At 69.5% G+C, this 18,747-nt stretch carries 20 protein-coding genes and 1 pseudogene; 13 read left to right on the top strand and 8 right to left on the bottom strand.

The genetic code is table 11. The features are described 5' to 3' along the window. Nucleotides 1–248 (bottom strand): annotated as a pseudogene (locus MB1_RS21660) (hypothetical protein); the annotation flags it as partial. Between the two features lie 119 nt (nt 249–367). Here MB1_RS21660 and MB1_RS21655 point away from each other — a divergent pair. Beyond that, nucleotides 368–697, top strand: a complete 330-nt coding sequence (locus MB1_RS21655) for a nuclear transport factor 2 family protein (protein WP_066912611.1) — start codon at nt 368–370, stop codon at nt 695–697. A gap of 44 nt (nt 698–741) precedes the next feature. Here MB1_RS21655 and menE read toward each other — a convergent pair whose 3' ends face one another. After that, a complete protein-coding gene (gene menE / locus MB1_RS21650) occupies nt 742–1,911 on the bottom strand; it encodes an o-succinylbenzoate--CoA ligase (protein ID WP_157084244.1) in 1,170 nt (389 codons plus the stop codon). A gap of 106 nt (nt 1,912–2,017) precedes the next feature. On the opposite strand from menE, the gene MB1_RS21645 reads away from it, so the two are divergent. Beyond that, on the top strand, nt 2,018–3,322 hold the full coding sequence (locus MB1_RS21645) for a hypothetical protein (protein ID WP_066912568.1): 1,305 nt from the start codon (nt 2,018–2,020) through the stop codon (nt 3,320–3,322). A gap of 28 nt (nt 3,323–3,350) precedes the next feature. Here MB1_RS21645 and MB1_RS21640 read toward each other — a convergent pair whose 3' ends face one another. Beyond that, nucleotides 3,351–3,743: a VOC family protein gene (locus MB1_RS21640; RefSeq protein WP_066912566.1), complete on the bottom strand. Its 393-nt coding sequence runs from the start codon at nt 3,741–3,743 to the stop codon at nt 3,351–3,353. Nucleotides 3,744–3,768: 25 nt separating this feature from the next. After that, the gene (locus MB1_RS21635) at nt 3,769–4,662 is read right to left on the bottom strand and encodes a 1,4-dihydroxy-2-naphthoyl-CoA synthase (protein ID WP_066912565.1); all 894 of its coding nucleotides are present in this window, start codon (nt 4,660–4,662) and stop codon (nt 3,769–3,771) included. A gap of 104 nt (nt 4,663–4,766) precedes the next feature. On the opposite strand from MB1_RS21635, the gene MB1_RS21630 reads away from it, so the two are divergent. From MB1_RS21630 to menD, 5 genes are all read left to right on the top strand, one after another. Then, nucleotides 4,767–5,381, top strand: a complete 615-nt coding sequence (locus MB1_RS21630; RefSeq protein ID WP_066912560.1) for a PaaI family thioesterase — start codon at nt 4,767–4,769, stop codon at nt 5,379–5,381. Beyond that, on the top strand, nt 5,378–6,367 hold the full coding sequence (locus MB1_RS21625) for an o-succinylbenzoate synthase (protein WP_084352390.1): 990 nt from the start codon (nt 5,378–5,380) through the stop codon (nt 6,365–6,367). Before MB1_RS21630 ends, MB1_RS21625 begins: the two co-directional genes overlap by 4 nt. Nucleotides 6,368–6,407: 40 nt before the next feature. Continuing rightward, nucleotides 6,408–6,908, top strand: a complete 501-nt coding sequence (locus tag MB1_RS21620; protein ID WP_245650307.1) for a DUF6918 family protein — start codon at nt 6,408–6,410, stop codon at nt 6,906–6,908. Nucleotides 6,909–6,993: 85 nt separating this feature from the next. After that, on the top strand, nt 6,994–7,785 hold the full coding sequence (locus MB1_RS21615) for an enoyl-CoA hydratase (RefSeq protein ID WP_066912558.1): 792 nt from the start codon (nt 6,994–6,996) through the stop codon (nt 7,783–7,785). Nucleotides 7,786–7,942: 157 nt separating this feature from the next. Then, complete coding sequence (menD, locus tag MB1_RS21610) at nt 7,943–9,580, top strand: 2-succinyl-5-enolpyruvyl-6-hydroxy-3-cyclohexene-1-carboxylic-acid synthase (RefSeq protein WP_066912555.1); 1,638 nt, start codon at nt 7,943–7,945, stop codon at nt 9,578–9,580. Here the strand turns inward: menD and MB1_RS25795 are convergent. Then, nucleotides 9,577–9,930 (bottom strand): hypothetical protein, encoded by a 354-nt coding sequence (locus MB1_RS25795; protein ID WP_157084242.1) that lies wholly within the window; start codon nt 9,928–9,930, stop codon nt 9,577–9,579. The two genes, menD and MB1_RS25795, sit on opposite strands and share 4 nt — an antisense overlap. Before the next feature lie 211 nt (nt 9,931–10,141). Here MB1_RS25795 and MB1_RS21600 point away from each other — a divergent pair, with 211 nt between their 5' ends. Both MB1_RS21600 and MB1_RS21595 read left to right on the top strand, forming a co-directional pair. Continuing rightward, the gene (locus MB1_RS21600; protein ID WP_157084240.1) at nt 10,142–10,915 is read left to right on the top strand and encodes an RNA polymerase sigma factor; all 774 of its coding nucleotides are present in this window, start codon (nt 10,142–10,144) and stop codon (nt 10,913–10,915) included. Between the two features lie 13 nt (nt 10,916–10,928). Continuing rightward, nucleotides 10,929–11,690: a hypothetical protein gene (locus MB1_RS21595; RefSeq protein ID WP_066912547.1), complete on the top strand. Its 762-nt coding sequence runs from the start codon at nt 10,929–10,931 to the stop codon at nt 11,688–11,690. A 63-nt stretch (nt 11,691–11,753) separates the two neighbouring features. Here the strand turns inward: MB1_RS21595 and MB1_RS21590 are convergent, their stop codons facing one another. Continuing rightward, a complete protein-coding gene (locus MB1_RS21590; RefSeq protein WP_066912545.1) occupies nt 11,754–12,071 on the bottom strand; it encodes a hypothetical protein in 318 nt (105 codons plus the stop codon). Nucleotides 12,072–12,214: 143 nt separating this feature from the next. On the opposite strand from MB1_RS21590, the gene MB1_RS21585 reads away from it, so the two are divergent. Next, the gene (locus MB1_RS21585; protein WP_066912543.1) at nt 12,215–13,456 is read left to right on the top strand and encodes a hypothetical protein; all 1,242 of its coding nucleotides are present in this window, start codon (nt 12,215–12,217) and stop codon (nt 13,454–13,456) included. 3 nt (nt 13,457–13,459) lie between these two features. Here MB1_RS21585 and MB1_RS21580 read toward each other — a convergent pair whose 3' ends face one another. Continuing rightward, nucleotides 13,460–14,890 (bottom strand): amidase, encoded by a 1,431-nt coding sequence (locus tag MB1_RS21580; protein ID WP_066912605.1) that lies wholly within the window; start codon nt 14,888–14,890, stop codon nt 13,460–13,462. Then, nucleotides 14,887–15,384: a DUF2505 domain-containing protein gene (locus MB1_RS21575; RefSeq protein ID WP_066912541.1), complete on the bottom strand. Its 498-nt coding sequence runs from the start codon at nt 15,382–15,384 to the stop codon at nt 14,887–14,889. The genes MB1_RS21580 and MB1_RS21575 overlap by 4 nt, the downstream gene beginning before the upstream one ends. Before the next feature lie 44 nt (nt 15,385–15,428). Here MB1_RS21575 and MB1_RS21570 point away from each other — a divergent pair, with 44 nt between their 5' ends. From MB1_RS21570 to MB1_RS21560, 3 genes are all read left to right on the top strand, one after another. Continuing rightward, a complete protein-coding gene (locus MB1_RS21570) occupies nt 15,429–15,860 on the top strand; it encodes a DUF3592 domain-containing protein (RefSeq protein WP_084352386.1) in 432 nt (143 codons plus the stop codon). An 88-nt stretch (nt 15,861–15,948) separates the two neighbouring features. Beyond that, complete coding sequence (locus tag MB1_RS21565) at nt 15,949–17,088, top strand: glycosyltransferase family 4 protein (protein WP_066912538.1); 1,140 nt, start codon at nt 15,949–15,951, stop codon at nt 17,086–17,088. Between the two features lie 205 nt (nt 17,089–17,293). After that, nucleotides 17,294–18,730: an MDR family MFS transporter gene (locus tag MB1_RS21560; protein WP_245650306.1), complete on the top strand. Its 1,437-nt coding sequence runs from the start codon at nt 17,294–17,296 to the stop codon at nt 18,728–18,730. Nucleotides 18,731–18,747: the final 17 nt, after the last annotated feature.

Here is an 18,747-nt window from a genome sequence, read left to right as displayed (position 1 = left end):
TCCTCGATCGAGGCGACCGGCCCGCATCCCAAGGCCTCGTCGACGGTCGCCATGTAGGTGTGGTCGAGGTCTTCGTAGATCGCCGCCGCCGCTTGCAGATTCCGGTAATCCGCGCACGCGGTGATCGCGGCATTGTGGGTCAGGATCTCCACCAACTCGGCGGTCGAATGCGCCCGGTCCGCAGCGAGTTGCAACGCCAACCGAGCGGCACCGGTATCGGTGTCGATCAGGGAAGCCGCCGCGGTCATACGTAGAACATACGTTCGAACGGTACGAAACGCAATACGTACCGGGATGCTCCGAAAGAACCACGATGTTCATCGACAACCACTGGACAGCGCGGACCGCTGGTGGTTGCCTCGCGGGTATGACTGTTGAAGTTCCGGCCCCGGTCCAAGCGGTGGTGGACGCGATCAACGATGCCGACTACGACGCCTTCGTCGCGGCCTTCACCGACAGCGGCGAGGTCAACGACTGGGGTCGTGTGCTCAGTGGTCCCGCGGGCGTCCGCAGCTGGGCGGAGACCGACGCGATCGGCATGAACGCCCGGATGACCGTCCTCGAGGCCGCGACCGACGGCGACGTCACCGAGATCCGGTTCGACTGGAAGAGCAACCGATTCACCGGTCAGAGCACCGCCTTCGTCACGGTCGTCGACGGCAAGGTCGCCGAGTTCCGGATCCCGCCCTCGCACTGAGCCGCAGCCCGTCGCGGCGTTCCGCTCGGTCGGACGTAAACCGCTCAGTCCGACGGAAATGCCGCGATGATCGCCAGGCGGTCCGGCTTCCCGGAGGCCAACCGCGGCAGCCGGTCGACGAACAGCACCGATCGCGGCGCGGCGAAACGGCCGAGGGTATCGGCGACGGTCCGGCCGATCGCCTGCGCGGTGATCTCGAATCCGGGGGACAGGGCGATCATCGCGGCCACCCGCTGACCGAGCCGTTCGTCGGGCAGACCCACCACCGCGGACTCGGTCACGCCGTCGATCCGGTCGATCGCCTCCTCGACCACGCGCGGCATGACCGTCAACCCGCCGGTGCCGATCGCGTCATCGGTCCGGCCGAGCACCCGCAGCACGCCGCCGTCGAGGGCCCCGAGGTCATCGGTGCGATACCAGCCGGACTCGGCGAATGCCTCGTTCTCGGGGGCATTGCGGTAGCCGAGCGCCAGCATCGGCCCCGACAGGGCGATCCGCCCCGCCCCGGAGGCGTCGGGCTCGTCGATCCGGATCGTCACGCCGGGCAGGGCGACCCCGTCGTAGACACAGCCGCCGGCGGTCTCGCTCATCCCGTACGTCCGCACGATCGGCAGGCCCGCGGCGAGTGCCCGCGCCACCAGGTCCGGAGACGTCGCCCCACCCCCGACCAGGATCGCGTCGAGATCCGCGGCCGCGGCGGCGGCAGCGGGATGGTCGAGCACCTTGCGCAGCTGTGCCGGGATCAGCGAGGTGTACCGGCGCCCCGCACCCATCCGGTCGATCGCGGTGACCAGGGCGGCCGGATCGAAACCGTGCCGCACGTCGATCACCGTCGGTTCGGTGCCGTCCGCGATCCCGCGCAACAGCACCTGCAGACCGGCGATGTGGTGGGCCGGCAGCGTGAGCAGCCAGGAGCCGGGGCCGCCGAGACGCTCGCGGGTGGCGGCCGCGCTCGCGGCGAGCGCATCGGCCGACAACATCGCGCCCTTCGGATGGCCGGTGCTGCCCGAGGTCGCGACGATCAGCGCCACCCGCGGGTCCAACGGGGCGCCACCGGCGAAGAAGGGGCCGATCATGCCGATCTGCTCGGCGCCGGAGTCCAACGGCACCGGAACGATCGGCGGACCGTCGCCGGCGAGAACGCGAACCAGGCGCGGCAGCAGCCGCAGAACCTCCTCGTTGCCGGGAAACGGCAGCACATCGAGCATGTTCACCGAATGTAGTCGCCGCGCCGGACACCCCCGCTCGGGACCGGGTCCGCAGCGGTCCGGGCGGTAGCGGTAGCGGGCCGACACGGCTCGGATGTGTAACAGTGGTCTGGTGTATCACCGGCGATTGTCGGAGGAGGTCGAAGCGGCACTGTCGGCGTTGGACGCGGTCGACGCGGCAGTGGCGGCGGACGCCCGTGTCGTCTGGTCGGATCTGCTCGACCACTCGGCTCGTGAATGGCCCACACAGGCCTCGGTGCAGCAGTACTGCTGGCGGATTCTGCGCGAGCAATACCCCTCGCCGGAACGTCGCTGGGAGATGGCCCTCGTCCTCGCTCGGCTGCTCGACCGGCTCGGCCAGCCGCGCTATGCCGACATCGCCCGCGGAGACACCAGCCGCACCCTGCTGTACGCCGAGGGGGCGAGCCGGTGGTGGTCGCTCTACCGCGAGGCGCTCGAACAGGCCGGAGTCCAGCCCGCCGATACCGACCTGGTCACCTGGCACGAGCATCCCCGCCCCAACGAACTGCGCATCGCGCAGCGCATCGCGGACACCCTGGAAGTTGTTGCCGTGGTCGGCGATCTGTCGATCAACGGGCTCAGCAGGCTCTCGCCGAAGGCGCGCCGACGACGCATGACCGATGCGGTCCTGGTCACCGAGGACGCGACCGGACATGCGCTGATCGATCGGATCGTCGACGAGCGCCTCGCCCAGTGGTCCGGTGAATCCACCGCCCGCGCGCGGCTCTGCGGAGGGCTCGGATCGGCCGTCCACGTGGGCGACCAGCCCCCGGTCGAGGTGGTGCGCCGCCTGCGCGGCCTGCTCGAGATCATCGGCGAGGGCACCGATCTGACCGAGGACGGCTACCTGCCGGGCCCCGTGGTGATCGAGCTGGCCAACCGGATCTGGCCCGGACGGTTCACCGACCGGGCACCCTTCGAGCAGTCGATAGAACCGGTCCTCGCGCTGCGGCGGCTGGTGATGCGACTGCGGTTGCTGCGCAAGTACCGCGGCAGGCTGATCCCCACCGTCCGGGCCCGCGAGGTGACCGACGACACGCTGTCACAGTTGCTGGTCGCCGAGCTGATCCGTGACGACGGCGGGATCGGCGCGGCCGTCGGTGATGTCGTGCTCGGCCGGATCGTGCGCGACGCCGCGATCGGCGACGAGTGGGGGATCGCCCGGGCGGCGCGGGAGTTGGTGCGCTCGGGTGTGCGGGCCGACGACTTTCGGGTCGCCGAGGTCGAGGCCGACGACGGCGACTACCGCGCCGAACTGCCCACCGTGCACGCCCTGATCGCCGAACTGGTCGCGCTCGGGGCCGTCGACGATACGGGGCGGACGACCGCCGGTGGCACCGCCTTGGCCTCGGCCGCCCTGCGATATCGACTGCTGCACGCGGACATCGGCAGCTGACCCGCCCACGGGGTGCCGCTGCGGTCGATCAGCTGCCGCGGATGTCCCGGCGCAGCGGATGGTCGTCGGGGACCTGTACCAGGACGATCGGCACACCGTCGGGATCCTTGAGCCACGCTTCTACCAGCCCCCACGGCATTGTCTCGGGCTTGCGATCGATCACCACGCCCTTGAGGGTCAACTCCGCCACCGCGTCGGTCGCATCGCGCACCTGCAACCACAGCGTGGTGGTGCGATCGTCGATACCGACCGCCGGCGCTCCCGCGTGGCCGCTGACCTCGAGCAACCCCTGGCCGGCGAAGAAGACGGTCCCGCCGGGGTATTCACGATGAATCGCCAATCCCAGGGTATGACGGTAGAAGTCCCGGGTGGCCTGGTAGTCGGTGGCACGCAGGATGACACGGCTGGCGAGAATTTCCATCGATCACTCCGGTGGGTGCGGTGGGTCAGTAGTAGTACGGGAACTTGCCGAAATCGGGGGTGCGCTTCTGCAGGAAGGCATCCCGGCCCTCGACCGCTTCGTCGGTCATATAGGCCAGGCGGGTCGCCTCACCGGCGAAAAGCTGCTGGCCGACCAGACCGTCGTCCACCAGGTTGAAGGCGTACTTGAGCATCCGCTGGGCCTGCGGCGACTTGCCGTTGATCTCGGCCGCCCATTCGAGCGCCACGCTCTCGAGCTCGTCGTGGGGGACGACCTTGTTGACCGCGCCCATCGCGAACATCTCCTCGGCCGTGTACGTCGCGCCGCGGAAGAAGATCTCCCGGGCGAACTTCTGGCCGACCATCCGCGCGAGGTAGGCGCTGCCGAAACCGCCGTCGAAGCTGCCCACATCGGCGTCGGTCTGCTTGAAGCGCGCGTGCTCGGCGCTGGCGAGGGTGAGATCGCAGACGACGTGCAAGGAGTGGCCACCGCCGGCCGCCCACCCGTTGACCAGGCAGATCACCACCTTGGGCATGAAGCGGATCAGCCGCTGCACCTCGAGGATGTGCAGCCGCCCGGCGCGGGCCGGATCGACCGTCTCGGCGGTCTCACCGTCGGCGTACTGGTAGCCGGTCCGCCCGCGGATGCGCTGGTCACCGCCGGAACAGAAGGCCCAGCCGCCGTCCTTGGGGCTCGGGCCGTTGCCGGTCAACAGGACCGTGCCGACGTCGGAGGTGCAGCGGGCGTGTTCGAGCGCGTTGTACAACTCGTCGACGGTGTGCGGACGAAACGCGTTGCGAACCTCCGGTCGGTCGAACGCCACGCGGACGGTGGGCTGCTCGATATGCCGGTGATAGGTGATGTCGGTCAAGGTCTCGAAACCGGGCACCACGCGCCACTGCGTTGGGTCGAAGGTCACCCGGTCACGATAGATCAGCCACCCGGCCGTGGTACTCGGGACGCAATGCGCGAGGTCGCGGCCCGCGGCTGCGCCGGCTATCGTGCGTGAAAAAGGGAGGCGCGATGACCGACGACGACCACCGCGGCGAATTCCGGAGAAGTACCGATACCGGTGCGACACCCGAATATGCGCGCTTGATCGAGGCGCTGCGGGTCGTACAGGACCTGGCCGTCGCGATCGATCCGCCGGACGATGTCTGCATCGCCGCGACCGCGAACGCCGAACAACTCGCGGAACTCCTGCGCCCGCACGTGGTTACCGAATGGGAGGCCACCGGCGGCCGGGTCCCGGACCTGCCGGGCCGGGGGAGCCTGCTGCAGCCGCCGTGGGTGACGATCGCGGAGAAGCCCGACGGGTTCGTCCGCCGGGAAGGGGTCTTCCGCACCTTCCACCGCGGCGCCAACGAAGCCGCCCACGGCGGCACGCTGGGGCTGCTGTTCGACGACCTCTACGGACAGGTCGCCCGCGCCGGGATCGCCGAGAACTGCCGAACGGTGCACCTGGAGATTGACTTCCGCAAGGTCACCCCGCTCAACACGCCCCTGGTCGTCGAGGCGCGGATCGAGCGGATCGAAGGGCGCAAGATCTACGTGCGAGCGGAACTGACCGACCCCGACGGGACCCTCCTGGCGGAGGGCTCCGGGCTGATGCTCAAGCTGCTGCCCGGCCAGCAGTGAGCCCCACCCGAGCCGCGGTCGACGAGCTGATCGCGGACGCGGTCGTGGTGAACCTGCCGATGCGGGTGCGGTTCCGGGGGATCACCAACCGCGAGGTGATGTTGCTGCGCGGCCCCGCCGGGTGGGCGGAGTTCTCGCCGTTCGTCGAATACGGCGACGAGGAGGCCGCCCGCTGGTTGGCCGCCGCGCTCGACGTCGCCCACAACGGGCTCACCACACCGCGACGCGAACGGGTCGCGGTCAACGCGACCGTCCCGGCGGTCGCCGCGGACGAGGTCGACGCGATCCTCGACCGGTTCCCCGGCGTCACCACCGCGAAGGTCAAGGTCGCCGAACCGGGCGGCACCCTCGCGCAGGACGTCGCCCGGGTCGAGGCCGTGCGCGCCCGCATCCCGCGGGTGCGCGTCGACGCGAACGCGGGGTGGTCGCTCGAGGAGGCGACCACCGCGCTGACCGCGCTGACCCGCACCGGCCCTCTCGAATACGCCGAGCAGCCCTGCGCGAGCGTCGAGGACCTCGTGCGCCTGCGCCGGGCGCTGCCCGAGGTGCCGATCGCCGCCGACGAGTCGATCCGGAAGGCCGACGATCCGCTGCGGGTCGCCCGCGCCGGCGCCGCGGATGTCGCGGTCCTCAAGGTCGCTCCCCTCGGCGGACCGCGGGCGGTGCTGCGCATCGCCGACGAACTGGCGCAGCTCGGGGTGACGGTGGTGCTCTCCAGCGCTCTCGACTCCGCCGTCGGGATCGCCGTCGCCGCCGGGGTGGCCGCGGCGCTGCCGATCGAACCGGCCGCCTGCGGCCTCGGGACGGGACGGCTGTTTCGGGCGGACGTCGTCGACGACCGCGCCCCGATCGGCGGTGCGCTGACCGTCGGCGCGGTTGTTCCCGACCCGGCGCGGCTCGCCGAATTGGCCGCTCCCGCCGACCGTCGACAGTGGTGGCACGACCGGGCGCGGCGCTGCGCCGACCGGATCGACGGGCTCGGGTAATCTTCGAGCCGGATCGGGGCGTCGAAACGGCGGATCCGACATGAAAGACCAGTTGTTGGACACGAAGTTGTCCGACAAGAAGTCGCTCGACGAAAAGGAATGCGCTGTGCCCACTTTGACCGACACCTTGCTCGACCCCGCCAAGGTCGGTTCGATCCGCGCCGATGTTCGTGACCTGATCGACGCCGAGGTCGGTGACAAGAAGGGTGCGTCCGGGCTGGCCATCAAGGGCAGCTACAGCGCGGTCAAGAAGGTCAGCCCGTCGGTGATCGACGACGCGGTCGAGAAGCTCTGGCCGTCGTTCGTCGCCAGCCTCGACCCCTTCTACCAGCAGTGGGCCGGCAACGGTGAGTTCGCCGACTTCCTGACCGCCCGTTCCGACGAGGTCGCCGACGCGCTGCTGAGCGTGACCGACGAGCGGATCGACTCCACCAGCAAGTCGGTCATCAAGAAGGCCTACGGCTCGCTGCGTCCGTCGGCGAAGAAGAACGTCTCCGAGGCGCTGCCGCGGATCGGCGCGCTCGTACAGAAGTGGTCCTGATCTATCGCTAGTCCGCTGGGCCGATCCGCATATGCGGATCGGCCCAGCGTCGTTCAATGGCAGGTACGAAACCCCGGGAGGACATATGTCGGACATCGTCGTCGTCGACATCGACAGCCGTATCGCGACCATCACGCTCAATCGGCCGAAACAGCGCAACGCCATTTCCGCGGAGTTGTTGACCGCATTGCGCGAGGCGGTGGCCGCTGCGCAGGCCGATGACGCCGTCGACGTGTTGATCCTCACCGGCAGCGACCCCGCCTTCTGCGCGGGCCTCGACCTCAAGGAACTCGCCGACGGAAACGGACTGCTCGCGTCGAGTACCGGCGCCGACTCCGACACCCCCGCCGCGCAGCGCGGACCGTTCCCCACCGGCCCCAAGCCGTTGATCGGGGCGATCAACGGCGCGGCGATCACCGGCGGCTTCGAACTCGCGCTGGCCTGCGACTTCCTGATCGCCTCCGACCGGGCCCGGTTCGCCGACACCCACGCCCGCGTCGGCATCCAACCGTGGTGGGGCCTGACCGTGCGGTTGCCGCAGGCGATCGGGGTGCGGCGCGCCCGTCAGATGAGCGCGACCGGCAACTTCTGCGATGCGCAGACCGCTTTGGAGTGGGGCCTGGTCAACCAGGTGGTCGCGCACGAGGAATTGCACGCGGTCACCCGGGCGCTGGCCGCCGACATCGTCAGCAACGATCAGGCCGCCGTGCGCCGCATCTTCGCCACCTACGCCGAGGGCGCCCTGGTCCCCGGTGAGCAGGCCTGGCGCATCGAATCCGATGTCGCGGAGGGCTGGCTGGCCCGCGGCCTCGACGCCGACGACGTCGAACGTCGCCGGGCGCAGGTCACCGATCGCGGGCGCGGCCAACTGTCCTGAGCGACGTTCGCCTTCCGACCGGGTGCCGCCGGGCCGCGCTATCGTGGGCGCTGACCGGGCGGCCCGATCGGAAGGCGGCGGAACCCTGATCGACCAGACACCCCCGACGGATGACATATCCGGTACGGACGGGACACCCCCGACGGATAAGACACCGTTGAATCCGTCCACCGCGCAGGCGATGGTGGTGGTCGACGAGTTGATTCGCGGCGGTGTCGGCGATGTGGTGCTCTGTCCGGGCTCGCGCAATGCCCCGCTGGCGTTCGCGCTGGAGAGCGCGGACCGGGCCGGGCGACTGCGGCTGCACCTGCGGATCGACGAGCGCACCGCGGGCTTCCTGGCGATCGGCCTGGCGATCGCCTCCGGCCGGCCGGTGCCGGTGGTGATGACCTCGGGGACCGCGGTCGCCAACCTCGGCCCGGCGGTTCTGGAGGCCAACTACGCGCGCGTGCCGTTGGTGGTGCTGTCGGCGAACCGGCCCTACGAGATGCTCGGCACCGGCGCCAACCAGACCGTCGAACAGCTGGGCCTGTTCACCAGTCAGGTGCGCGCGACGATCAGCCTCGGCCTGGCCGAAACCACCGCGCAGAACAGCCAGTGGCGGTCCGCGGTCTGCCGGGTCCTCGCCGCCGCCCGCGGGACCCGCTCCGGCAACGCCGGACCCGTGCACTTCGACATCCCGCTGCGCGAACCGCTGGTCCCCGGCGCCCCGGTCGGCGGGACCACCGCGACCGATATCGACGGTCGCCCGAACGGTTCGGCCTGGACGGTCACCCGCCCCGGCACCCTCGACGTACCGGTGGGCATCGACCTGACCGAGGACACGATCGTCATCTCCGGACACGGCAGTGCGCTGCGCCCCGAGCTGGCGGGGCTGCCCACCGTCGCCGAGCCGACCGCGCCGTTGCACGGCTTCGGCGTCAACCCGTTGGCGCTCGGACGGCTGCGGCCGAAGCAGGCGATCGTCACCGGTCGCCCCACCCTGCACCGCCCGGTCTCGAAGCTGCTCGCCGATCCCGCCGTGCGGGTCTACGCGCTGACCACCGGACCGCGCTGGCCGGATGTGTCCGGCAATGTGATGGCCACCGGTACCCGCGCCGAGGTGACCGGTACCCCCGATCCGGCCTGGCTGAGCAGTTGTCGGGGGATCTCCGACGAGGCGGACGCGGCGGTCCGGGAAGCGCTGGACACCTGCCCGACCACGACCGGTCTGCAGGTCGCGGCCCTGGTCGCGGCGGCCCGCCGACCGGGCGATCTGGTGTTGCTCGGCGCGTCGAACCCGGTGCGCGATGTGGCGTTGGTCAGCGAGCCGATGGAGGGCGTGCGGACGATCTCCAACCGCGGCGTCGCCGGAATCGACGGGACGGTGTCGACGGCGGTCGGCGCGGCGATCGCGCACGGCGGCCGCACGATCGCGCTGTTCGGGGATCTGACGTTCCTGCACGACGCGTCCGGGCTGCTGGTCGGGCCGGGGGAGCCGGTACCCGACGATCTGACGATCGTGGTGGCCAACGACGACGGCGGTGGCATCTTCGAACTGCTCGAACAGGGCGACCCGCAGTACGCGGGGGTCTTCGAGCGGGTCTTCGGCACCCCGCACCATATGAATCTCGCCGCCCTCTGCGCGGCCTATCGGGTCCCGCACGACATCGTCGACGTCGACGAGCTGCCGGCCCGGCTCGGGCAGCAGCGCGACGGGAAGGGAATCCGGGTGCTCGAGGTGATCACCGATCGATCCGGGCTGCGGGCTCTGCATGCCCGGATTCGGGAGCGGATCGAGAGCTTCGAGTCCTAGAGTCGCACCGTTCGGGCGATCAACAGGCCCAGTATCCCGGTTGCTGCCAGGAACACCAGGACCAGTAGTCCACCGATGCCCAACTCCGATATCCGCCACCAGAGGAAGTTCACGAAGGCGGAAGCCGGAGCGATCACGGCGGTTGTCGTGACCAGGATTCTGACGGGTACCCGCCAACTCCAGTGATCGCTGGCCACGAAGCGGACTTGGCGGTCGGCGAAGTCCAGAATGTCGGCGGGTGGGTGCTGGTTGCGGATATGGGCGGGGCAACCGGGGCTGTCGCACCCGCGGCAGTGCGGTTCGGGCGGTGGCTGCAAGGGGTCGGTCGGCCTGCCTCTCCGGTCTCGCATGGCGCCTCCTTTCGCGGTGCCTACATCCGAGTTATAGGCGGCTACCGGTCCGGAAACCCCCGCTCGGTGCCATATTCGGCAATTCCCGAAAATTTCTTTCGGCGGAGGGGGAAAACGGAGCGGCGCCGGCATATAACTCAGGTAACTCGATCGCGATGGAGGCGATCGGGGCCGCACTTCGGTTCCCTTCAACGTCAACCGGAGAATTTGTATGAGTACAACGCAGGACGATGCCGATCCGACCGAACAGGGCGATCCGGCAACGAGAAAAAGTGCTCGACCGACGTTTGCGTCGATCGATGACGTCAATAGATATGCCGCCGACGGATTGTTGGTGGAGGCGCTGATTCGGGAGCCGGTCGACCATCGTGTGCGCAATACCGTCGCCGGAGTATTGATGGCCTACGGAAAGGGGACCCTTGTCTCGCGGATGGTCAGCGGGCGTCTGGGTTCGCTGCTGCAGGACGTCGGGGTGCCCTATGTCCTGACCTATACCGAGATCATGCGGCTTCGCATCGAAGGCGATTACCGTGCGCAGTTGGCGGAATGCGCCACCGCCGACGCGTTCATCAAACTGGAGGACGACCTGCGGGCGGGAACCGGCTGGTCGACAACATCGCGACGCAACCTCGGGTCCTACTTCGTGGTGGGGACCGTCTTCGCGCTGACGAATCTGCTGCGCGCGGATCGGCGGCACGACGAGAAGAACCGCGCCACCGAGTCCTACGAGGAGATCACCGACGACGACAGACGCCTGCGTTTGTTCGACCCGTCGGACCTCGAGGACGACGTCGCGACGCGGATATCGGTCGGCGGAACGGTCCGCGAACTCGAGGATATCGTCGATCGGCTCCTGGTTTTCTACAAGACGCAGAAGTACACCGAACGTGAGATCGCCGAACTGATCGGCGTCTCCCCCAAAGCAATCGAGCGCAGATGGGCACGCTTGAAGAAGCGCTACCCGTGGATCGCGCGAATCGGATAGGGACGGCAGAGACATGAACGAGAACGAAAAGGCAACCGCCACCGGTCCGTATGCGGACATCTCTGCCCTGATCGAGGCCTCGTCGCTGGGTACGGCGGAGGCGCGGTCCACGCGCGAAGCGGTGAGCGACGACGAGGTCGACATGATCCTGCGACTGGCCGAGGAGCGTCGACGAACGGGCATGGTCGGCTGCCGCATGCCGCCGGCCGACCGGCCCGTCGAGGCGACCGCCGCCGAGGCGACCGCGGTCGATGCGGCGGCCGTCCGGGCGCCGCTGGGATCGCGGGGCGCGGACCAGATCTCCGTCGGCGCCGTCAGCAGCGTCACCGTCTTCGAGTCCGCCCGCGAGACCGTCGTGGTGACCACCGTTGTGACTCCGAAGGTCCGGCGATGGCGACTGATCGGTTCCGCCGAGGGAGGCGCGCCCCGCACGGTTCGAGTGATCCGGAGCCGTCGGGGGTCGGTTGTCCGCCTCCCGGGTGGATTTGGCGTGCCCGCTGTCGGTCGCCTGACCGCCGCCCGCCTGCCGGTATACCGAGCAGCCCCGGTCCGGCGGGTGAACGTTCGGGAAATCCCTGCGCGTGAGGCACTTTCGGGTGCCACACGTTCGGGTGACACCCGGGAGGGCCACAGTCTGGTCCGCGGAACACTCGTGCGGGGTACCTGCGACTCGATGCGTCGGCATTGGTACGTCGTGCTGGGGGCGGCGGCGGTCTGTGCGCTGTCCCGGTTCGGCCATCGCGAGGACCCCGCCGGCGACGCCGCGCGCCCGTGAGTCGGTGGACCGGGCCCACACCGCGTGTCGATCGGTGCCTGCCCGGCCCACCACCTCGTCCCGCTACGGCCGCGTCACCTTGATGGCCTTCACCAGCAGCGCGCCGATCGTGACGACGATCAGGGAGGCCACGGTGGCCGGTCCCGCGTCGGCCGCCAGATTCCAGAAGAGCACCGTCAGTCCGAATACGGGCGTGCCGATCGTCGCGGTGCTCGCGGTCGCCCGCGCGGTCGTTCGCCAGGTGCAGTGCCCGCTCAGAATGAACAGTATGCGACGGTCGACGAAGTCGACGATGCCCGACGGCGGCTGATGCGAGCGCACCACCGCAAGGCAGTTGAAGGATTGGCAGATGCGGCAGAATTCGTCCGGATCCGGTTTCATGATTACTCCCCCTCTCGAATGTGTGAGGCCGATACGTCGATTGTCGCCCGTATTCGGAACAATTGCCTGGCATTAATGGAGAGGGTTCCCCGTACGATCGTCAGGGAAATCCGGTCCCGCTCGACGCAGGAACGAGGCTTCCCATGGATGGACTCACCAAGGCGCAGAAACACCACCTGGACAATGCGATCGACTGGCTCGCCGATGCGGAGCTGGGGCACCTTCTCACATTCATGGGTGCGCAGGCGACCGCATCGGCTATCGGATTGACAAAGGGTGGGCTCACCTATCATTTCCCGTCGGTCGATCGCCTCCAGGAGTTGGTGGTCCAGCGGACCATGGAGCGATTCGACGACAAGGAAAACGGTTGGAGCTACGACCAACTGGCCGCCTCGGTCGACCGATTCCTCCGGGGTGAGCAGGGCGATCGCGATGTCGCCGGGGCCGTGGCGGTGCAGGTCGGCCGATTCAGCCCGGGGCACGACACCGATCGATCCGTCGAACAGCTTCGCGGCGAACGATTGTCCCGGCCGATGGCGATGCTGGAATTGCTGATGGTCGCCGCCGCTCCCAACGACCGCCGCGCCCGCGACGTCATGAAGCAGCGGACCCGCCTGATGCGCGACAAGTACGTCGAATTGATCGAGCCGGTGATCGCCGGCAGCGGACGCAGATGGCGCGATCCCTTCACGGCACGTTCGTTTTCCGTGCTGACCCAAGCGGTCGCGGAGGGATTCCTCTACCAGCGGCGCATCGATTCGACCGTCGCACCTCTGGACCTCTACGCCAAGTCGTGGATGGCGCTGCTTGCCGGGTGCACCTACGACCCCGCCGATCCGACCGATACCGAGGTCGACGCCTTCGTCGCCCAAATCGACCGCGGAACACCGGCGGTCGCGACCGAGGTGATCTGCGATGCCGCCTGGGTGGTCGTGCGCAACGACGGTCGGGAGAACCTGCGGGCCGACCGGGTCGCCCGCGCCGCCGGCGTCGAGGTCAACTCGGTCTATCGCATCGCGCCGCGCCGCCGGGATCTGCACGCGGTCGCCTTCCGCGGGGGAGTTGCCGCCGTCGCCCGACGGGCCGCCAGGTATGCCGAACCCGATCCCGGCGCCGTCATCGGCTTTCTCGAGGTGCTCTACGGCTTCGCTTGCGATCGTCCGGCCCTGCTGGCCGCCTATCTGAGCGCTTCGCTGTCCGATGAGCACATCCCGAACGGGCCGTACGACGCGCACCGGCATCTGTGTGAACTGCTGGGGCGGCCGTCGCCCGATCCGATGGTCGAGGCCGCCGTGGTGGCGTTGCTGACGATCGCCAAGGGGGGCTGCACCGGCACCACGGCGGAGGCGATCGATCCGGTGTTGCCGCTGCTCGGTGTGCGGTGACGCCTACGGTCGGGGGCTGACGGCGAGGGTGGGCCAGGGGGCGGCCCGTTCGAGTTCGTAGGCCAGGCCCAGCAGGACCGACTCGCGGCCGGTCGCCGCGCCGAACATCATGCCCAGGGGCATCCCGTTGGCGTCGCGTTCGAGCGGCAGGGTGATCGCCGGCTCGCCGGTCACGTTCTGGATCGGTGTGAAGCCCACCCAGTCGACGGTGCGCTGCAGCACCGTCTCGAACGGCAGCGAGGGATCGAGATGGCCGAGCTTCGGGGTCTCGTGGCCGAGCGTCGGGCACAGCAGCACGTCGTACGTGGCGTACAGGCGGTCGGAGTCGCGGCGCGCGCCCCGCAAGCGGCGCACCGCGGCCGGCAGGCGGCGCGGTTCGAACGACGCGGCCAGGCTGCGGGTGAAGTCGTCGAGTCGGTCGGCATCCCAGCCGCGGCCGTGCAGCAGCCGGCCACTGCGCACGATCAACGCCGCGAGGGCCCGCCAGTAGAGCAGGAAGTCGTCGGCGTATTGCGCCGTCAGCGGGCCGGCCACCTCGTCGACCCGATGCCCCAGCGATTCGAGCAGCGTCGCGGTGCGCTCGGTCGCCACCCGCACGTCCGGGGCGGCCGGCCCGTAGGCGGAGTCGGTGAACATGCCGATCCGCAGCCGCGCGGGGTTCGGACCGGTGACGTCGCCGACCGGTTCGAACGTCCCGTTGCCGACGATCGCGTCGGTCTCGCGCAGGAAGGCGGCGGTATCGCGCACCGACCGGGTGACGACGCCGTTGGCCACCAGTACCAGCGGCGGGGTCCGCAGTAGCGCGTCGAGGGGCAGCCGTCCGCGGGTCGGCTTGAGCCCGACCAGACCGTTGACCGCGGCGGGGATGCGGATCGACCCGCCACCGTCGTTGGCATGGGCAAAGGGCAGCACCCCGGCGGCGACCAGGGCCGCGGCACCCGAGGACGACGCCCCCGCGGTGCGTTCGAGATCCCACGGCGACGCCACCGCGCCGAGCCGCGGATGCTCGGCCGACGCGGCGAGCCCGTACTCCGACATCCGGGACTTGCCCAGCGGGATCGCGCCGGTCGACCGCAGCAAGCGCACGAAGGGTCCGTCGGCCGGTCGCGGGTCGTTCGGGTAGGCGTCGCAGCCATTGCGCGTCGGCAATCCGACCATGTCGGAGTTGTCCTTGATCGCGGTCGGCACCCCGGCGAAAAACCCGGGATCGGTGCCGGCGTCCAGAGCGCGATCGACCGCCGCCGCCGACCGCCGCGCGGCCGGCTCGTCTCGGACCTCCCAGGCGTTGAGCGTTCCGTCGAGCCGGTGCGCGCGTTCGAGCGCCGCGTCGATCACCTCGACGGCGGCCACGCGGCGGGAGCGAATCGCCTCCGCCACCCCGGTCGCGTCGAGATCGCCCAGCGCGTCGTCGGAGAAGGCGTGCACGACGGTCAGGAGCGGGCCTTGACCCAGCGCTCGGCGGCGTCGCACTCGAACTTGAGCATCTTGGAGACCAGCTCCATCGACGCGTCCTCGATCTTGCCGCCGACCAGGGGAATCTTGACCTTGACCGAGCCGATCGCCCGCAGCTGGGAGCCGTTCTCGGTGGGCTCGAGGATGTAGGTGCCCTCGGAGGAACTCGGCACGCCGGAGCTCTTGCCGAGGAAGGTGCCCGTGGCCTTGCCGTCCACCAGCGGCGACCAGCGGTCGACCCGGTTGATGGTCAGCGTGCCCTTGAGAATCTTGGTGACGACCGGCGGCAGCGCGTTCCCGGCGATCGGGATGTTGACCTCCAGCGCGTGGAAGCCGTCGTCGGCGAGGCCCGCCTCGTAGGTCAGGCCCTCGTACTCCTTGTATCGAGCCGCGATCGCCTCGTCGGAGGTGATCGCCTCGTAGGCCTGATCGACCGGGTAGTCGAACTCGCGCACAATCTCGAAATTCTTCGCCACGGACCAGAGACTACATAGCCGTAACCGGGCGATACGCTTCCCATGTGACCCTCACCCGCGCCCGCGTGCTGCGCACCGTGCCGGGACGTGCGGTGGTTGTGATCGCAACGATCATCTCGGTGCTCGCGATCCTGCTCGTGGCCGCCGCCGCGCGCAACGATGTGACGATCACCTCCGACGAGGGCACCGCGACCGCGGAGGTGCTGTCGGCGGACCGCTTCCGATCGGCGATCGTCTTCGTCACCCCGGACGGCGAGACCCGCAGCCCCCAACTCGGCGTGTTGTACCCGGCCAATCTGGTTCCCGGACAACGGATCGAGGTCGAGTATTCGCGGTCCGATCCCGATCTGGTCCGCGTCGCCGGCCGCAATGCGACCACCGCGATCATCCCGGCGCTGTCGGTTGTCGTGGTGACCTGGGCGATCGCCGGATTGCTGTTGGTGCTGCTCGGTCGCCGCGGCCGCCGAGGTCACTGACGTCGAATGGGCAGTCGCCGTCCGTGGTTCGCTCCAACGTAACGTTGCGCTTGCCTCATGGTCGCCGGCGCCGCAGACACTGGCCGGCGTGCGAGTAGCCATTGTCGCCGAGTCATTTCTGCCGTCGGTCAACGGCGTGACCAATTCCGTTCTGCGAATCCTCGAAGCGTTGGAACGCGAGGGGCATTCGGCGATGGTCGTCGCCCCGGACGCGCCGTCGGACCAACCGCGGGCGCCACGCTCCCACGGTGATGTCCCCGTGCGCCGGTGCCGATCGGTCCACGTGCCGAAGATCTCGTCGCTGCCGATCGCCCCACCGCCGGTCGGGCTGACCGCCGAGATACGGGCCTTCGCCCCGGACGTCGTGCACGTCGCGTCGCCGTTCGTGCTCGGCGCGGCGGGTGTGATCACCGCGCGGCGGATCGGTGTCCCGGCGGTCGCGGTCTACCAGACCGACGTCGCGGGCTTCGCCGAGAGCTACGGCCTCGGGCTCGCCCACCGGGCGGCCTGGCGGTGGACGCGGTATATCCACAGCCGCGCCGAACGCACCCTCGCCCCGTCGACCTCGGCGATGGAGGATCTGCGCGAGCACGGCATCCCGCGGGTGCACCGCTGGGGTCGGGGCGTCGACATCCAGCGGTTCGCCCCCGGTGCCCGGTCGTCGGAACTGCGCGCCGGCTGGGGCGGACCCGACGACATCGTCGTCGGCTATGTCGGACGTTTGGCACCGGAGAAGCATCTGGAGCGGCTGCGGGCATTGGGCGCCGACCCCCGCTTCCGGCTGGTCATCGTCGGTGACGGTCCCGAACGCGGGCGGCTCGAGCGGCTGCTGCCGACGGCGACGTTCACCGGGCAGCTCTCCGGTGACGACCTCGCCCGCGCCTACGCCTCGTTCGACGTCTTCGTGCACCCCGGTGAACACGAGACCTTCTGTCAGTCCGTTCAGGAGGCGCTCGCCTCCGGCGTACCGGCGATCGCCCCCGATGCGGGCGGCCCGCGCGATCTGATCGCGCATTGCCGCAACGGATTCCTGCTGCCGGTCTCGCGTTTCGAGGAATTGCTGCCGAGCGCGGTGATCGGATTGGCCGAGTCGACCACGCGCGAGCGCTTCGCCGCGGCGGCCCGCAAGTCGGTCCTGCGGCGCACCTGGCCGGCCCTGTGCGACCAGCTGTTCAACCACTACGACGAGGCGCGCGGCCTGCGCGGCAGTCGGGACGCCGTCGCCTGAAATCGGCCTTCACCGATACCCGAACCTTCTCTGCCGGGCGCAGCACGTCATCGGACGTGCTGCGCCGTCCTTATTGATTTGCTTCACAGGCGAACTATCGGCACCCTCGTGAGGTGGCTCGGTCGAGCCCTTCTCCATTCTTTGTGCGAAAGGTGTGAGCATGCGCTCGCCCGACGACGCTGTGGCGTCCGATTCCAATGACGCCGTGACGTCCGCTGCAGGCCCCGACACGGGGATCAGCGCCGCGTCGATCGGCGTGCTGCGCTGGCTGGTCGCCGCCGCCTTCGTGGTGATCCTCAACGAGACGATCACCATGACCGCCGTGCCGCGGCTGATGGAGCACTTCGACGTCGGCGCCACCGCCGCCCAATGGCTCTCGACGATCTTCCTGCTGACGATGGCGGTGGTCATCCCGATCACCGGGTGGTTCCTCCAGCGGGTCAGCACCCGCACCGCGTTCATGTTGGCGATGGGCGTCTTCCTGGTCGGCACCGCGCTCGCGGCGATCGCCTGGGCCTTCCCGGTCCTCCTGGTGGCCCGGGTGATTCAGGCCGCCGGCACCGCGGTGATGTTCCCGCTGTTGATGACCACGCTGATGGAGATCGTTCCGGCCAACCAGCGCGGCCGCGTGATGGGATACGTCACGTTGGCGATCTCGGTGGCGCCGGCGCTCGGCCCCGCCGTCTCCGGCGTGGTGCTGCACTTCCTCGACTGGCGCTGGATCTTCCTGGTCGTCCTGCCGATCGCGGCCGCGATCACCATCGGCGGCCTGCGCGGGCTGACCAACGTCGGCACGATCGTCGTCTCCTCCGTCGACTGGCTGAGCGTCGTGCTCGCCGCCGTCGGCTTCGGTGGCCTCGTCTACGGCCTCAGCGAATTCGCCAACCCGGCCGCGCGCTCGCTCGCGATCGTCTGGACCGTCGTCGGCGTGATCGGTATCGCCGCCTTCGCGTGGCGGCAGGCCCGCCTGGTGCGCGGGCCGGGCCCGCTGCTCGACCTGCGCACCCTGCGGATCGGCACCTTCCGCACCTCGCTGGCGCTGCTGGCGATCGGTTTCATGGGCATGCTGGCCTCGATGTTGCTGCTGCAGCTCTACCTGCAGGATGTGCGGGATCTCGGCCCGCTCGAGACCGGCCTGCTGGTGATGCCCGGCGGCGTCGCGATGGGCCTGCTCGGCCCGGTGATCGGCCGGCTCTACGACCTGCACGGCGCGCGCCGGCTCGTCCGCCCCGGCGCGGTGGTCTTCGCGTTGGCGATGGCAGGGTTCGCGTTCTTCGGCTCGACGACCCCGATCTGGCTGGTCCTGGTGCTGCACGTCGTGCTGATGCTCAGCCTGTCGTTCGTCTTCACCCCGCTGTTCACCGTCGGACTCGGCGCGCTGCCGCACGAGCTGTACTCGCACGGGTCGTCGCTGCTCGGCACGATCCAGCAGGTCGCGGGAGCCCTGGGAACCGCGGTGTCGATCACGGTGATGACGCTGCGCACCGTCGACCTGCAGACCGGCGGGGCCACCGAGATCGAGGCGGCCGCGGGTGGCATGAGTTGGGGCTTCGCGGCGGCGGCGGTCACCGCGTTCATCGGGATGATCCTGGCCTTCCGGATCCCGGCCCGACCGAGCGAGCCGGCGCAGCCGGCCGGGTAGCCTGGCCGGGTGGGCGA

Source organism: Millisia brevis NBRC 105863 (assembly GCF_001552615.1).
Lineage (GTDB): Bacteria > Actinomycetota > Actinomycetes > Mycobacteriales > Mycobacteriaceae > Millisia > Millisia brevis.
The sequence above is the reverse complement of the archived record's forward strand: the minus strand, read 5'-3'. Positions and strand labels throughout refer to the sequence as shown.

Bases quoted from the DNA above. Each gene is read 5' to 3' on its own strand.
- MB1_RS21655 (WP_066912611.1), top strand. From the start codon at position 368: ATGACTGTTGAAGTTCCGGCCCCGGTCCAAGCGGTGGTGGACGCGATC.
- MB1_RS21620 (WP_245650307.1), top strand. From the start codon at position 6,408: ATGAAAGACCAGTTGTTGGACACGAAGTTGTCCGACAAGAAGTCGCTC.
- MB1_RS21600 (WP_157084240.1), top strand. From the start codon at position 10,142: ATGAGTACAACGCAGGACGATGCCGATCCGACCGAACAGGGCGATCCG.
- MB1_RS21615 (WP_066912558.1), top strand. From the start codon at position 6,994: ATGTCGGACATCGTCGTCGTCGACATCGACAGCCGTATCGCGACCATC.
- MB1_RS21595 (WP_066912547.1), top strand. From the start codon at position 10,929: ATGAACGAGAACGAAAAGGCAACCGCCACCGGTCCGTATGCGGACATC.
- MB1_RS21590 (WP_066912545.1), bottom strand. From the start codon at position 12,071: ATGAAACCGGATCCGGACGAATTCTGCCGCATCTGCCAATCCTTCAAC.
- MB1_RS25795 (WP_157084242.1), bottom strand. From the start codon at position 9,930: ATGCGAGACCGGAGAGGCAGGCCGACCGACCCCTTGCAGCCACCGCCC.
- MB1_RS21585 (WP_066912543.1), top strand. From the start codon at position 12,215: ATGGATGGACTCACCAAGGCGCAGAAACACCACCTGGACAATGCGATC.
- MB1_RS21640 (WP_066912566.1), bottom strand. From the start codon at position 3,743: ATGGAAATTCTCGCCAGCCGTGTCATCCTGCGTGCCACCGACTACCAG.
- MB1_RS21630 (WP_066912560.1), top strand. From the start codon at position 4,767: ATGACCGACGACGACCACCGCGGCGAATTCCGGAGAAGTACCGATACC.